Below are 14,097 nucleotides of genomic sequence, written 5' to 3'. Positions count from 1 at the left end.
GCCCGGGAGGGGTCGGGGGCGGTGTCTCGGTGCTGTGGTCGCGGCGTTCAGTGCAGGTCGACGTGCGCGAGCTTCAGCACGTCCTGCAGGTGGTCCGCGGCCTGGAGCGCGCAGACCGCGGCCACGGCCAGCACCAGCAGGCACACCGCGATCGCGGGCAGGCCGGTGCGGGGCGCCGGGGCGAGCAGCGCGGCCACCCGGCGCGGCACCGGGCCCGCGCCGGCCAGCGGATCGGCCGCGCGTCCCGCCCGCCCGCGGCGTGCGGCGGGCAGCACCGCGCCGAGGGTGGCGGCGACCGAGCGGCGCGGGCGGGTGGCCTTGGCCGCGACGGCGGCCCGGGCGATGGCCTGGGCGACCAGCCGCCGGTCGCCCACCGCGGCCGCGGCCGCCTCGTCCGCCCAGCGCTCCACCACGTACTCCACCGCCGTGGCCAGCGGCCTGACCAGTGGATTGGCCGCCGCGGCCAGCCGGGCGGCGGCGGTGAACCAGTGGTGACGGGCCGTCAAGTGCGCGCGTTCGTGAGCCAGCAGCGCGGCGCGTCCGCGCTCGTCGAGCACGTCGAGCATGCCGGTGGACACCACGATCCGGCCGGGCCGCCCCGGCACCGTGTACGCGTCCGCGGCGGAGTCCCCGGTGACCACGAGTTCGTCGCGTCCGGGCAGATCTCTGGCGTGCCGGCTGGCGTCGGCCAGCGCCCGGGCGCGCCGCACCGTGAACGTGCCCGCCGCCAGCAGTGCCGCGCCGAGCAGCACCCCGGCGGGCGCCGCCGTCCACGGGCTCGGGAACTCGCCCGTGCTGATCGCGCTGAGCGAGAGGTGCCCGAGCCGGGCGAACGTCGGAATGCGCACGAGCTGCGCCAGCACGAGCAGCCCGAGCGCCCCGCAGCTCGTTCCGGCGAGCAGCAGCGCCGCGGCCGCGAGCAGCCAGGTCGCGCGCCGCGGCTCCACCCGGCCCACCACGGTCCGGGCCATCGGCGCCGAGAGCAGCGGGAAGACCAGGGTCAACAGGATCAGGACTTGCATCGGCGGTACCTAGGAGGCCTCGGCGCCGTCCGCGCGCCCGAGCAGTTCGCGCAGCAGCCGCTCGTCACGTTCGGACAGGTCCTCCACGAACCGGGAGAGCACAGCCTCCCGGTCGGGGGCGCGGTCGAGCAGGGCGCTCAGCCGTCGCGCGGCCAGCCCCGCCTCGTCCGCCACCGGCGCGTAGCGGAACGCGCGGCCGTCACGCTCGCGCGTGAGCGCACGCTTGTCGTGCAGCCGGGTGAGGATCGTGACCACGGTGCTGTAGGACAGCTCGGTGCCCGCCGGCGTGTGCTCGTCCCCGAGGCCGGGTGCGCCGTCCGCCCGCGCCAGCCGTTCGCGCACCTCGCCCGGGCTCAGCGGCTCCTTCGCGTGCCAGAGCACCGCGAGGATCGCCGACTCGAGGGCCCCCGCGGCGCGCCGCGACCCCGCCGGAGCCTCCGGCCCCCCGGAGATCCCTGAACTCTCAGTGGCCTGATGCCGGTCGTCGGCATTCGCCCCGACCGCCTCTCGGTCCCGTCGCACGCGCCCTCCCTTCCCGCACGGTCGGCCCGTGACCTGCCACAGGCGTGTAGATGTATCGGATTTCCCAGTCTGCCACAACAGGTCAAGCCGACCGTCCGCGCTCACTTCGACTACGGCACGTGCTTGCACGTATCCTCTTCGTCACCGCCACCCGGAATCGACGCAACACCCTTATCCACGCCGATCCGGCAGACTCGAGGCATGACGAATCCCGCGTACCGCCACATCATCATGATCGTCGACCGGTCCGGTTCCATGCACTCATGCAAGGCGGCCACCGAAGAGGGCATCAACGGTCTGTTCGCCGGCCAGGCCGCCGAGGAGGGCTGGGGGACCGCCTCGCTCCACCAGTTCGACACCGAGCACGACGTCGTCTTCGAGCACCTCGAGCTCGCCAAGGTGCCCGACTACAACCTCGTCCCGCGCGGCGGCACCGCCCTGCTCGACGCGGTCGGCTTCGCCTTCCAGCGGGAGGGCGACTGGCTCGCGGGCCTCGAGGAGGCCGAGCGCCCCGGCGCCGTCGTCGCCGTGATCGCCACCGACGGCTTCGAGAACTCCTCGCGCAAGTTCAAGCGCACCCAGATCGAGGAGCTGATCCGGCAGCAGCAGGAGGTCTACAACTGGACCATCCTGTTCCTCGGCGCCAACATGGACGCGATCAAGGTGGCCACCACCTACGGCATCCCCGCCGCGCACGCCATGACCTTCGCCCCCTCCGCCGGCGCCGTGGCCCGCTCCTACAGCTCCGTCGCCAAGGCCATGGCCCGCGGCCGCCGCGGCGAGGGCTACGGCTTCACGGCGCAGGAGCGCGCCGGAGCCGTCGAAGAGGACTGAGCCGGGCCGCGTCACCTGTTCTCGGTCCAGTACCGACGCCCGACCGTGATCATCCGCAGCTGCATGAGGGCCTCGGTCAGGATGCTCTGCTCGGCGGCCGGGTCGTCCGGCCCGGCCTCGATCATCGACGCCGCCGTCAGCATGAGCACATTGACGTAGAGCCGCGCCAGCACGGAGAGCTCGGGTGCGCTCCAGCCCTCGGACTCCGGCTGCGCGGCGAGGTCGTCGGCGAGTTCGCGCACGAACGAGTCCAACTCGCCCGCGATCGCCGCCCGCACCGAGGCCACGCCGCCGTAGCGCTCCCTGGCCAGAAAGCAGAAGTGCGCCCGGTGCGCCCGCACGTGCGCCGCGACGAGGTCCACCGAGCGGCGTATGACGTCCTCGGTGTCGGCCTCGGGCGTGCGGATGTCCCGGATCAGCGCACGCAGGCTGCCGAAGGACTCCTCGACCAGTGCCACCCCCAACTCGCCGAGATCGCCGAAGTGCCGATAGAACGCCGCCGGCGCGATCCCCGCCTCGCGCGTGACCTCGCGCAGTCCCAGGCTGGTCAGACTCTGCTGCTCGAGCAGCCGCAGCGCCCCGTCGAGCAGCGCCTGACGCGTCGCCAACTTCCGCGCCCGCCGCGGCGGCAGCTCGTCCTCGGTCATGTGGCCGACCTCACTCGGTGAACGACTGTTTGCTCTTCTCGCCGAGGGTACTCTGGATTTCGGTGAACAGTTGTTAGCCCAATCTGGGAAGGGGGACCGGCCCATGCTGTTTCTGATGCTGGCCGCAGTCCTGTTCGCACTCCTCGTCGGCGCCCTGGCCTTCGTCACCGGCCCGGTCGGCCTCGCCATGGCAGGCGCGATCGCGCTCTGGCTGGTGCTCTACGGCGGACGGAGCCTGTGGCGGCGGCGTGGTGGCCGGGGCGGGCGCGGGGCCGAGGCGATCCACCATGTCTGACACCCGCCTCGCCCCGATCGCCTTCGTCAGCGGCCTGATCGGGCTGCTGGTGGCCAACCTCGTCCTCGGCCCGCTGGCCATCGCCCTGGGCGCCACGGCTCTGCGCCGCGACCGCACCCGCCGCGGCCGAGCAGCCCTCGCACTCCTGCTCGGTCTCGCCGACCTGGCCGTCTTCGCGGTCCTGGCCGTGCACGCGGGCGTCGGCCACGGGTCGCTCGGCTGGAGGTTCCTGGGCCGGTAGTGACCGGCCGCACCGAACGGGGCGAGCCGATAGCGTACGCACATGGCCAGTGTCATCAAGAGCGTATCGTTCGACGCTCATGACGCCCTCGCTCTGGCGACGTTCTGGGCCGCGGTACTCGGCTCGGACGTCGACGAGGAATCGACGGCGCAGAAGGCGTTCGTGGAAGCGGCGGGCTGGGGCGGGCCGAACATCTGGTTCAACCGCGTCCCCGAGCCCAAGGTCGCGAAGAACCGCGTCCACTTCGACCTGCGTGCGCCTGGCACCATGGACGAGGAGGTGCGCCGACTCGAGCACCTCGGGGCCACGGTTCTGCGACGCGGCGAGGCGATCACGACCATGGCCGACCCGGAAGGCAACGAGTTCGACGTGGAGCCCGGGCCGAACGCGTAATGGTCGCCGGAAGCTCAGTACCGCCCGCCCGTCGCCGCCAGCTCCCGCAGCGACGCCGGCGGTCGGAAGCGTTCGCCGTACGCGTCGGCCAGAAAGTCGGCGCGTGCCACGAAGGTCTCGGCCCCGACGGAGTTGACGAACTGCAGCGTGCCGCCCGTCCACGGAGCGAACCCGATCCCGAATATCGACCCCAGATTCGCGTCCGCGACGGCCCGCAGCACGCCCTCGTCGAGCACGCGAACGGTCTCGAGCGCCTGGATGTAGAGCAGCCGATCGCGCACGTCCTGCTCCGGAATCCCCACGCCCGCCTCCGCTCCCCGCACCGAGCCCGCGCGCGGCGCGCGTTCGCCCTGCTGCCGATCCGACCGGCCCCATCGCTGCGCCAGCCCGTCCCACAGCCGCTTCCCTCCGCCGGCCGCATAGTCGTAGAACCCTGAGCCCGCGGCCTTGCCCGTCCGGCCCAGCGCGACCATCGCCTCGATCACGCCGTACGCCGGATGGGCGAGTTCCTCCTGCCCGTCCTTCAGGGCCTGTTCCCGCACCTTCAGCGGCAGCGTCAGGGTCACCTCGTCGCACACTTCCAGCGGCCCGAGCGCCATCCCCGACCTGCGCGCCACGTTCTCCACCAGCGCGGCCGGGAGCCCCTCGGCCAGCATGGCGATGCCCTCGGTCACGTACGTGCCGAAGACGCGCGAGGTGTAGAACCCGCGGCTGTCGTTCACCACGATCGGCGTCTTCTTGATCTGCAGCACGAAGTCGAACGCGCGCGCCAGCGTCTCGTCCGAGGTGTGCTCGCCGCGGATGATCTCCACCAGCCGCATCCGGTGCACCGGCGAGAAGAAGTGCAGCCCGACGAACCGCTCGGGTGTCGCCACCGCCTTGGCCAGGCCCGTGATCGGCAGCGTCGAGGTGTTCGAAGCCACCACCGCGTCCGGGGCCGCCGCGGCGGCTTCGGCGAGTACGGCGTTCTTGACGTCTCTGTCCTCGAATACGGCCTCGATGATCAGATCGCAGCCGGCGAGCGCGTCGTACGCGTCGGCGGGCGTGATCCGGGCCAGGAGCGCGTCACGTGCCTGCGCATCGAGGCGCCCCTTCACCACGTCACGCTCGATGCGCTCGGCGATGGCGGCCTTGCCGCGTTCGGCCGCGGTCGTGTCGACGTCCTTGAGTACGACCTCGATCCCGGCCTGCGCGCTGACGTGCGCGATCCCGACGCCCATCATCCCCGCGCCCAGCACGCCGACCCGACGCACCGGTGTGCGGGGGAGCCCCTGCGGCCGCGAGCCACCCGCGTTGATCTCGTTGAGCTGGAACCAGAACGCCGAGATCATGTTCTTCGACACCTGCCCCAACACCAGCTCGGTCAGATATCGCCCCTCGATCTCCAGCGCCGTGTCGAAGTCCAGCAGCGCGCCCTCGACGGCGCAGGCGATCGCCGCGTCGACGGCCGGATAGCAGCCATGCGTGCGCTGATACGAGACCGCGGGCGCGGCGCTGAGCAGCCCGTAGGTCGAAGGGTCGAGCGGACGCAGATCAGGCACCCGATGCCCCGGCCGATCCCACGGCTGCGTGGCGGAGGGGTTGGCGAGCACCCAGGCGCGGGCCCGCTCGACGACGTCCGCGCGGGACGGGACGAGCTCGTCCACCCACCCGGCCGCCAGAGCCGCCGCCGGCCGCAGTTGACGCCCCTCGGTGATCAGCCCCAGCGCGGCCTGCACACCCATCATCCGCACCGACCGCGTCACCCCGCCCCCGCCCGGAAGCAGCCCGAGCGTCGTCTCCGGCAGCCCGATCCGCACCGAGGCGTCGTCCCAACACACCCGGTGGTGGCACGCCAGCGCGAGCTCGAGCCCGCCGCCCAGAGCACTCCCGGTCACGGCCGCCGCCACCGGCACCCCGAGCCGCTCCAGCCGGCGCATCTGACCCTTGACATCCGTCAGCATCGAGGTGAACTCGTCGAGCAGTTCGGGCGTGGCGCGGATGAGCTCATTGAGGTCCGCGCCCGCGAAGAAGCTCTTCTTCGCCGAGGTGATGACCACCCCCGCGATCGTGGCCCGCTCCGCCTCCAGCCGCCCCACCGCGCCCGCCATGGCCGTGCGGTACGTCGAGTTCATGACGTTCGCGGACCCCGGAAGGTCCAGCGTCAGCGTGACCACGCCGTCGTCATCCCGGTCATAGCGGATGTAGTCCGCGACGTCGTCCGCGACGTGGAGTGTGTTCGCGGCCGAGCCGCCGGCGTCACCGCTCGCCGCGTCCGACGTGCCACCGGTCGCGCGACCAGCCGCGCCACCGCTCCCGTTGCCCAGTCCATCAGCCACGTCGTTCACGCGTACGCCTCACTCATTCCGGTCGCCGTCTTGTGGTTGCTGTCTGCTGCGTGCTTGCGCTGTCTGCTGTGTGCCGCGCGGTGCGTGGCGTCTGCTGCCTGTGCCTGCTGTCTGCCGTGTGCCGCCTACTTCGTGCCGCCTGCTTCGTGCCGCGCGGTGCGTGCCATGCGGTGTCTGCCGTGCGTTGCGTGCAATGCGGTCCGTTGCGTGCGGTGCGTGCGGTGCGGTGCGTGCCGTGCGTTGGGCCTTGCACTGGCGGGTTGCGACCGCGCCCGCTTGCCACGTCTACACGCGCTCGATCACGGTCGCGACGGCCATTCCGGCGCCGACGCACAGGGTCACCACGCCTCGTCGCAGGTCCCGCAGTTCGAGCTCGTCGATCAACGTGCCGAGGAGCATGGCGCCGGTCGCGCCGAGCGGGTGCCCGAGGGCGATGGCGCCTCCTGACACGTTCACCCGTTCGGCCGAGACGCCCAACTCGGTCTGGAATCGCAGCACCACGGACGCGAAGGCCTCGTTCACCTCGAACAGGTCGATGTCGTCCAGGCTCAGCCCCGCGCGGTCCAGCGCCTTGCGCGTCGCCGGTGCCGGACCCGCGAGCATCAGCGTCGGCTCGACCCCGATCGTCGCCGTGGCGAGCACCTTCGCGCGCGGCGTGAGCCCGTGGACGCGCCCGGCCCGCTCGTTGCCGACGAGCACGGCCGCCGCGCCGTCCACGATCTGCGACGAGTTGCCGGCCGTGTGGATGTGCTCGATCCGTTCCACGTGCGGGTAGCGGTCGATGGCGATGGCGTCGAAGCCGAGGTCGCCGTGGAAGGCGAAGGACGGCTTGAGCGCGGCGAGCCCCTCGACCGTCGTCTGCGGTCGGATCGTCTCGTCGTGATCCAGCAGCACGCGGCCGTTCTGATCGACGACGGGAATCAGCGATCCGGCGAACCGCCCCTTCTCCTGCGCTTCGGCGGCTCGGGCGTGCGAGGCGGCCGCCAGCGCGTCGACGTCTGCGCGGGTGTAGCCGTCGAGCGCCGCCAGCAGGTCGGCACTGACGCCCTGCGGCACGAACCCCATCTTGCGGTGCGTCGCCGGATCGGTGACCCAGGCTCCGCCGTCGGACCCCATGGGCACCCGCGACATCGACTCCACGCCGCCCGCGACCACCAGGTCCTCGAACCCTGACGCCACCTTCGCCGCCGCGAGGTTGACCGCCTCAAGCCCGGATCCGCAGAACCGGTTGATCTGGATCCCGCTCACCCGCTGCGCCCAGTCCGCGACCAACACGGACGAACGGGCCAGGTCCGCGCCCTGTTCGCCGACCGCCGAGACGACCCCGAACACGACGTCGTCCACCGCCGACGTGTCGAGCCGGCTGCGTGCGGCCAGGCCCCGCAGCACCGTGGCGCCCAACTCCACCGGCTTGACGCCGTGCAGCGAGCCGTTCTTCCCCTTGCCGCGCGGGGTGCGCACCGCGTCGAAGATCAGTGCGGAGGCGGGTGAGTTGGAGGTCATGCAGGCAAGCTATTCGTGCGCCGCCCCGCCCGCCTATGACCCCCGCGCTCGTCACGCATGACCGCACTGATCGTGCCCCGCCTGAGCCCGGCGGTATCGGCCGCGCGCCATCCCTGATCCTGAGCTGACGGTGCGCGGCGAAGTGGGGCGAGGTGAGGCGAGATTGAGGCGAGTTCGGGCCGCGTCAGGTGAGGTTCAGTCAGGTGTTCGCGCTGCTTGCACTGGTCACGCCGTTTGCACCGGGCTGGTAGGCGCGCGGCGTTGAGCCGGTCCAGCGCTTGAACGCCCGGTGGAACGCGCTCGGCTCGGAGAATCCGAGCTGGGCGGAGATCTGCTCGATGGGGGTACGCCCGTCGGCGAGGGCCGCGATCGCGTGGTCGCGTCGCATCTGATCCCGTAGCAACTGGAACCCGGTGCCCTCGGTCGCGAGATGGCGTCGCAGCGTCTGAGGGCTGATGGACAGGCGCTCGGCCACGTCGCCTTCTGTCAGCATCGCTCCATCGGGCAGGGATTGGCCGAGCAGCCTGCGTACTCGGGTGGCGGCGGTGCTGCCGTAGTCGATGCGCGCCAGGACATCCTCGGGCGCCCGGCGAAGGAACGCGTCGATGCCCGCCTCGTCCTGGAGCACCGGCTCGTCGAGTAGCGCGCGATCGAACACCGCGGCAGTCACGGGCGCGTCGAACTGGCAGGGCGCGCCGTACAGCAGGTCGTACTCGAGCACGTGCGCCGGCGCGCTGTACGCGAACTCGACGCGCAGCAGCGGAATCCGGCGTCGGATCAGCCACCCGGAGAACCGGTGCGCGACGACGAGCAAGGTCTCCGCGCGAAAGTGGTCCGGGTCTTCGTCGGCTGCGATGTCGAACTCGATGCGTGCTTCGTCAGCGGGCGTGTCGCGGAGTGAAGTCGGGTTGTCGGCTGCCGCTGCCGCTGCCGCTGCCGCTGCCGCTGCCGCTGTGGCTGTGGCTGTGGCTGTGGCCGAGGTGTCCGTGCGTGATGTGCTCGCGCATTCGGGTTCGACGAGTCGGAAGAGAGGCCCGGCCGGCAGCAGGGCGTAGAACTCGGCCGCCCGGCGCAGTGCCGAGCGCAGGTCACGGCTGCAGTGGACCGTCGCGTGGCACATCATGGCGAACGTGCCCATCCGGCAGGCGCTCGGCCCGGAACCGATGAACTCGTCGTCCAGCGCCAGCCAGAGCTCCTTGACCAGCTGAGCGAAACGGTCACTCGACACGCGCGCCCGCTCCACCTGCAGAAGGGACGCGGAAATCCCTGCTCGGTCCAGCAGCGGTCCTACATCGAGCCCTGATCGCTCCGCCCCGCGCAAGGCCGCGCGAACGTGGTGCATCGCCACCGTGCGAGTCAGCATGGATCGCTCCGGTGCTCGTCCCGACGTTGCCCGTGCGGCATCCGTTGCCTGGCGGACCTCGCCGAGTGGTCAACCTCTGTGAGCGTTTCGGTCATCAATGCCGATGATAGGCCGCGCCTACGCTTCACTGTATGCCGCCGCTGCCCAGCACAGGCCCGCTCGTCGGCCTTCGTGTCCTCGAACTCGCCAGCCTCGCTCCCGCTCCCTTCGCCTGCACGGTGATCTCAGACCTCGGCGCCGAGGTCCTCCGCATCGATCGCCCCGACACGGTGCCGGCCCGCCTCGCGGCGAACGCCAGCGCGGCCGCCGCGGTGGCCGAATCGGCTACGTCGACACCGGTGGCCCCGTCGGCCCAGTCGGCCCCGATGACCCCGATGGCGCAGGGAGGGCCGACTGCGCCTCCGCCTTCGTCCCCGCATCTGCCCCCGCCGCCGGATCCCCTGGGTCGCGGCCGCCGCTCCGTCGCCGTCGACCTGCGGCACCCGCGAGGCGTCGAGACCGTGCTGCGGCTCGTCGAGCAGGCCGACGTGCTCGTCGAGGGATTCCGTCCGGGCGTGTGCGAACGCCTCGGCATCGGCCCGGAGGTCTGCGCCGCCCGCAACCCGAGGCTGATCTACGCGCGGATGACCGGTTACGGCCAGGACGGTCCGCTGTCCGCGCGTGCCGGCCACGACATCAACTACCTGTCGATCGCCGGCGCGCTCGAGCCGCTCGGTCCGGCCGACGGCCCTCCGCTTCCGCCGCTGAACTACGTCGCCGACTTCGGCGGCGGCGGAATGCTGCTCGTCGTGGGCGTCCTGTCCGCGCTCTGGGAACGCACGCGCTCCGGCCGAGGCCAGGTCGTCGACGCGTCGATGGTCGAGGGATCGGCGCTGATCACCTCCATCCTGCACGGACTGCACGCCAGCGGCCTGTGGGAGACACAGCGTGGATCGAACTTGTTCGATGGATCAGCTCCTTTCTACGGAAGCTACGAGTGTGCGGACGGTCGGTACGTCGCCGTCGGGGCGCTCGAACCGAAGTTCTGGTCGTTGCTGCTCACCGGTCTCGGCCTCGCGGACCAGCCCGACCTCCCGGCCCAGCACGACCGCGCCCGTTGGCCGGAGCTCAGAGCGCGCATCGCAGACGTTTTCCGTACGCGGACGCGGGACGAGTGGGCGGCACACTTCGCCGACTCCGACGCCTGCGTCACGCCTGTGCTGAGCCCCTTCGAGGCGCACCTGCACCCGCACAACGCCGCGCGTGGCACGTTCGCGGAGGTGGGCGGCCTCGTTCAGCCCGCGCCGGCACCGCGGTTCTCCCGCACGCCGGGCCGGATCGCCTCGCCCGCCCCGCATCCGGGGGAGCATGCCGCCGCGCTCGCGGACTGGGGGATCGAGGAGAAGGAAATCCGCGCGCTCCGGGATGAAGGGGTGGTGGTGTGAGGTGAGGTCTGGATATGCCGGACCGGGGGTGGGGCCTGAGTCACGTCTCTGATGGGACTGGCGGGAGCCAGTCGGCGTATGCGGCCGCGAGTTGGTCGCGCTCCTGTCTGCTGCTCGCGAGGACCTCCGCGCCTCCGTCGTAGGGATGGAAGACCCAAGTGCAGTTGACGTCGGTCAGGATGACGCCGTCGGTCATGTCGTCGGCAACGCACATCAGCAGTCCATCGAGCTCGGGATCGGTCAAGGTCAGCGGTGAGGCGTAGTGGTGCTGCCATGAGTGGAAGCCGGGCTCCGTCGCCAGGTCGTCGCTTCGCCAATGGGTGGCTCGCGGGACGGCCGCCGCGACCGCCGAGTCCCGCCGCGTCGGTGACGACGTCACGGACCAGGAGCAGGTGACCGCCATCAGTGTCTGCCGGCAGCCGGTCGTGGCTTCGCCGAGAAGCGCCAGCAACAGCGCGTGATGGCGACGTAGGATCTCATCCCGCTCGGTCTCCGAGCTTGCATATCGCTTGGATCCCGGGAGGGTGTGAAACCGAACCCACTGTTCCGCGAATCGGTGGCGCAGCAGGTGCGTCGCCGGCGGACAGCCGGACCACGACCGATTCCAGGCGACATCGAACCGGGCGATGTCGAGGGGTCGGAGTTCGCCTTTCATATCTGCGACATTGTCTGCCTCACCTCGTGGTTTACCCGCACTGTCTCCGTCTGGGGGGCCTCGAGAACGAAGAACAGCATGTTCAAGAAGGCTGTCCTGGAAGGGTCTTTGAAGACCTCGGCAAGCTCCTCGGGGAATCGTTCGCGGGCGTCCGGTGCCGGAGGCGGTTCGCTGATGACGGCTATCCGGAAGCCCGCCTCGGTGAACGCGGAGGTCATCGCGTGCAGCGGCCGGTGCCAGAAGACCATCGGGGCGCTGTGGCCGCCGAAAGTCCACTCTTCAGACCTCGGCGAGACCGCGAAGTAGTCGGCATCGGGATTGAACAGTTTGTAGACGAAGGGGTGGTCGACGACCACGATGAGCCGCCCGCCGGATGTCAGGACGCGTCGCAGTTCGGCGAGCGGTGCCCTCCAGTCCTCCAGGTAGTGCAGGACCAGGCACACGACGACGTCGTCGAATGCGCCGTCGCGGAACGGCAGGGGATCACCGCCCAGACCGGCCTGATGCAGGGCCGCGTCCTCGCCGAGCCGCTGCCGAGCCAGTTCCAGCATCTTCGCGCTTGGCTCGACGCCTGTCACGACGGCTCCGCGATCGCGCAGCGCCTCGAGCATGGGGCCTGCACCACAGCCGACGTCGAGGATCCGCCGCCCGGCCACATCCCCGGCCAGGTTGAGGACCGCGGGCCGTATGTAGAAGGCATTGAGGAGGTCGGACTCGGTCGCGGCCGCGTACGCCTCGGCGAAGCCGTCGTAGTCGTTGGCCACGCGCTGGTCTGCAGGCCCGGCGGAATGATCAGGGTCATGAGACATGCGCTTCATCCTGGCATGGTTGATCCGCCTGGGCCCGAACAGCATCCGGGGACGTCTTCTGGTGCGGGCTTCCGGTGCGCTGCGGATCGGCACGGCGAAGCGGGGACGCTGGGAGAGCAGCGCCGCGAAGAGCAGCCAGGGGAGCAGCAGGGGCGGGATGGTGGCCCTCATTCGCAGCACCCCAGATCGTCCGTGGCCAGCGGCAGGGCGGCTTGGAAGCGCACGCCGGGCTCCGGCGGGATCGGGCCGCCGTCGGGGCCCGTGCATGCGAGGGCGAAGAGCTGGCCTTCGCTCAGCGGCTGCGGCATCTGTGTGCCCAGCTTCCAGCCCCGCAGCGTCGACTCCTCACGCCTGGCCTCCGGCGTACCCGGCTGCGGGCGTGGGACACGGCGGCGGGGGAAGAACGAGGGGTGTGGGCGCGACCGGAGCAGCATGTGGCCCGGGCGTTCCGCCAGGCTGGCGATCGAGAGCAGGATCACCGTCAGCTGCTCGCCGCCGTCGTCGGGGAACGCGATGATGTGGCCGCACTTCGTGTAGGGCAGCGTGTAGTCCAGCCGCGCGCCGACGAGTTCCACCTTGATCGTCAACTCGTGCTGGCCGTCACCGGCCTGCTCGACCATCGACATGAACGCGTGCGCGCTGCGCGACATCCCACGGCGGACCGCCTCGTCCGGCTCGTTGTGCAGGGACGCCGCCTCGGCCAAGGCTGGCATCGCCACCATCTGCAACGCCTCCGCGCGGACGTGCGCACGCAGGCGGGCCAGCACCACTTCGATCGGCTCGCCGTTCCACGGTTCGGATTGTGGGCCGAGATCCGCGACGTAGCGCTCGTACTCACGCAGCGCGCGAGGGCTGTCGCGCGGCAGCCCGGCCGCGTCCGCCCGCGACTCGAACTGGTCCGGCATGAGCTGGCCGACCACGACGTGGCGGCCGGTCCGCGCCGTTGCCCTGATGCGCCGCTCGATGTCGGCGAGGTACGCCGGGTAGTCGGGGTAGTCGAAGAGCGGGTTGATCTCCGCCATCGCGCGCCATTCGGATTCTTCGGCGAGCAGGGCGATCCCGGCCACCTGCTCGGCGCGCAGCAGCGGCCAACCGCGGCGTCCCGCCACGTTCCGACCGCCGCCTGCGCCGCTCCCGTTTCCGCCGCCCTTGCCGCCGCCACTGCCGCTGCCGCCCCGGCCCGACTTGCCGTAGCCGTAGCCCTTGCCGACGCTCTTGCCGTTCCTGCCGCTCATGATCCCCGCCCCTTCACCCGCCTACCGTCAAGCGCTTACAGATCAAGCGTGCAGGCTGGGGAGGGGTTGTGAAGGGTCGTCAGGCGGAATTCGCCCCGTTGGCAGGATGGGGATATTTGATGATTGGAGCTCGGGGGTTACTCGTATGGGTCAAGCGGGGGCATGCGGCAGCCGTGCGGAGGGACTGTGCGGAGTGCGGGGGCGGGGCGGCGATGAGGATTTATCGGGCCAGCCAGTCGCTGCGCAGCATGGCCATGAGGTCCGCGTCGATCCATTCGCCGTTCCAGCGGAGGGCTTGGCGCTTCGTTCCCTCGAGGACGAAGCCGACCTTCTCGTAGACGTGGCGGGCGCGGGGGTTGAAGGAGTAGACCTCGAGTTCGATCCTGTTCACGCCGACGGTTTCGAAGGCGTGGGCGAGGATGAGGCGGGTCGCCTCGGTGCCGAAGCCGCGGCCGAAGGCGCGGGGGCCGATGAGGCAGATGCGGAAGCCGCACGCGCGGTTGTCGGAGTCGAGTTCGTTGACGACGACTTCGCCGACGTAGGTGCCGCCTTCGCGTTCGATGACGGCGAGGTCGAGGCGGTCGTCCTGGTCGCCGCGGGTGGAGTACCACTTCTCGGCGTTCTCGCGGCTGAACTCGCTCAGGTGGGTGCCGGTGAGGCGGTTGCCCTCCGGGTCGTGGAGCATCTCCATCAGGCCGGGCACGTCGTCGGTGCTGACGGGGCGGAGGGTGACGAGGTCGCCGGTGAGCGTCGGCTTGACGGTGAAGGAGAGGGGTGAGGTGGTCATGGGCGTGAAGCTTCACAGAGGTGGTTGGCGCGGGGCAAGG

General features: G+C 71.0%; 15 protein-coding genes. 5 read left to right on the top strand and 10 right to left on the bottom strand.

The annotated features are described in order from the left end of the window. Window positions 1-47 precede the first annotated feature (47 nt). Window positions 48-1,022, bottom strand: a complete 975-nt coding sequence (locus tag KDL01_RS31475) for a M56 family metallopeptidase (protein ID WP_212532301.1) — start codon at window positions 1,020-1,022, stop codon at window positions 48-50. A gap of 9 nt (window positions 1,023-1,031) precedes the next feature. Continuing rightward, window positions 1,032-1,544: a BlaI/MecI/CopY family transcriptional regulator gene (locus KDL01_RS31470; RefSeq protein WP_307846704.1), complete on the bottom strand. Its 513-nt coding sequence runs from the start codon at window positions 1,542-1,544 to the stop codon at window positions 1,032-1,034. Window positions 1,545-1,745: 201 nt separating this feature from the next. On the opposite strand from KDL01_RS31470, the gene KDL01_RS31465 reads away from it, so the two are divergent. Then, window positions 1,746-2,378 (top strand): vWA domain-containing protein, encoded by a 633-nt coding sequence (locus tag KDL01_RS31465; RefSeq protein WP_212532300.1) that lies wholly within the window; start codon window positions 1,746-1,748, stop codon window positions 2,376-2,378. Window positions 2,379-2,389: 11 nt separating this feature from the next. On the opposite strand, the gene KDL01_RS31460 is transcribed toward KDL01_RS31465, so the two are convergent. Continuing rightward, a complete protein-coding gene (locus tag KDL01_RS31460; protein ID WP_212532299.1) occupies window positions 2,390-3,025 on the bottom strand; it encodes a TetR family transcriptional regulator in 636 nt (211 codons plus the stop codon). A 103-nt stretch (window positions 3,026-3,128) separates the two neighbouring features. Here KDL01_RS31460 and KDL01_RS31455 point away from each other — a divergent pair, with 103 nt between their 5' ends. From KDL01_RS31455 to KDL01_RS31445, 3 genes are read left to right on the top strand one after another with little or no spacing between them, the layout of a single operon-like run. Continuing rightward, window positions 3,129-3,320 carry a hypothetical protein gene (locus KDL01_RS31455; protein WP_212532298.1) on the top strand — a complete coding sequence of 64 codons (192 nt, stop codon included), beginning with the start codon at window positions 3,129-3,131 and terminating at the stop codon, window positions 3,318-3,320. Then, window positions 3,313-3,561, top strand: coding sequence for a hypothetical protein (locus KDL01_RS31450; protein WP_212532297.1), 249 nt, complete (start codon window positions 3,313-3,315; stop codon window positions 3,559-3,561). The genes KDL01_RS31455 and KDL01_RS31450 overlap by 8 nt, the downstream gene beginning before the upstream one ends. A 42-nt stretch (window positions 3,562-3,603) precedes the next feature. Next, window positions 3,604-3,954, top strand: coding sequence for a VOC family protein (locus tag KDL01_RS31445; RefSeq protein WP_212532296.1), 351 nt, complete (start codon window positions 3,604-3,606; stop codon window positions 3,952-3,954). A 14-nt stretch (window positions 3,955-3,968) separates the two neighbouring features. Here KDL01_RS31445 and KDL01_RS31440 read toward each other — a convergent pair whose 3' ends face one another. The 3 genes from KDL01_RS31440 to KDL01_RS31430 all read right to left on the bottom strand — a co-directional run bounded on the left by KDL01_RS31440 (window position 3,969) and on the right by KDL01_RS31430 (window position 9,126). Next, a complete protein-coding gene (locus KDL01_RS31440; protein ID WP_212532302.1) occupies window positions 3,969-6,137 on the bottom strand; it encodes a 3-hydroxyacyl-CoA dehydrogenase NAD-binding domain-containing protein in 2,169 nt (722 codons plus the stop codon). A 429-nt stretch (window positions 6,138-6,566) separates the two neighbouring features. Further along, window positions 6,567-7,784, bottom strand: a complete 1,218-nt coding sequence (locus tag KDL01_RS31435; protein WP_212532295.1) for an acetyl-CoA C-acetyltransferase — start codon at window positions 7,782-7,784, stop codon at window positions 6,567-6,569. Window positions 7,785-7,983: 199 nt separating this feature from the next. After that, the gene (locus KDL01_RS31430; RefSeq protein ID WP_246577272.1) at window positions 7,984-9,126 is read right to left on the bottom strand and encodes an AraC family transcriptional regulator; all 1,143 of its coding nucleotides are present in this window, start codon (window positions 9,124-9,126) and stop codon (window positions 7,984-7,986) included. A gap of 152 nt (window positions 9,127-9,278) precedes the next feature. Here KDL01_RS31430 and KDL01_RS31425 point away from each other — a divergent pair, with 152 nt between their 5' ends. Continuing rightward, window positions 9,279-10,571 (top strand): CaiB/BaiF CoA transferase family protein, encoded by a 1,293-nt coding sequence (locus KDL01_RS31425; RefSeq protein WP_212532293.1) that lies wholly within the window; start codon window positions 9,279-9,281, stop codon window positions 10,569-10,571. A 40-nt stretch (window positions 10,572-10,611) separates the two neighbouring features. Here KDL01_RS31425 and KDL01_RS31420 read toward each other — a convergent pair whose 3' ends face one another. The 4 genes from KDL01_RS31420 to KDL01_RS31405 form a co-directional block, all read right to left on the bottom strand. Continuing rightward, on the bottom strand, window positions 10,612-11,226 hold the full coding sequence (locus KDL01_RS31420; RefSeq protein WP_212532292.1) for a DUF3885 domain-containing protein: 615 nt from the start codon (window positions 11,224-11,226) through the stop codon (window positions 10,612-10,614). Further along, window positions 11,223-12,044 (bottom strand): class I SAM-dependent methyltransferase, encoded by an 822-nt coding sequence (locus KDL01_RS31415; protein ID WP_368861684.1) that lies wholly within the window; start codon window positions 12,042-12,044, stop codon window positions 11,223-11,225. The genes KDL01_RS31420 and KDL01_RS31415 overlap by 4 nt, the downstream gene beginning before the upstream one ends. A gap of 158 nt (window positions 12,045-12,202) precedes the next feature. Next, window positions 12,203-13,270: a DUF8829 domain-containing protein gene (locus KDL01_RS31410; RefSeq protein WP_212532290.1), complete on the bottom strand. Its 1,068-nt coding sequence runs from the start codon at window positions 13,268-13,270 to the stop codon at window positions 12,203-12,205. Between the two features lie 220 nt (window positions 13,271-13,490). Further along, window positions 13,491-14,057: a GNAT family N-acetyltransferase gene (locus KDL01_RS31405; RefSeq protein WP_212532289.1), complete on the bottom strand. Its 567-nt coding sequence runs from the start codon at window positions 14,055-14,057 to the stop codon at window positions 13,491-13,493. Between the last annotated feature and the right edge of the window lie 40 nt (window positions 14,058-14,097).

The organism is Actinospica durhamensis (assembly GCF_018139695.1).
Lineage (GTDB): Bacteria > Actinomycetota > Actinomycetes > Streptomycetales > Catenulisporaceae > Actinospica > Actinospica durhamensis.
The sequence above is the reverse complement of the archived record's forward strand: the minus strand, read 5'-3'. Positions and strand labels throughout refer to the sequence as shown.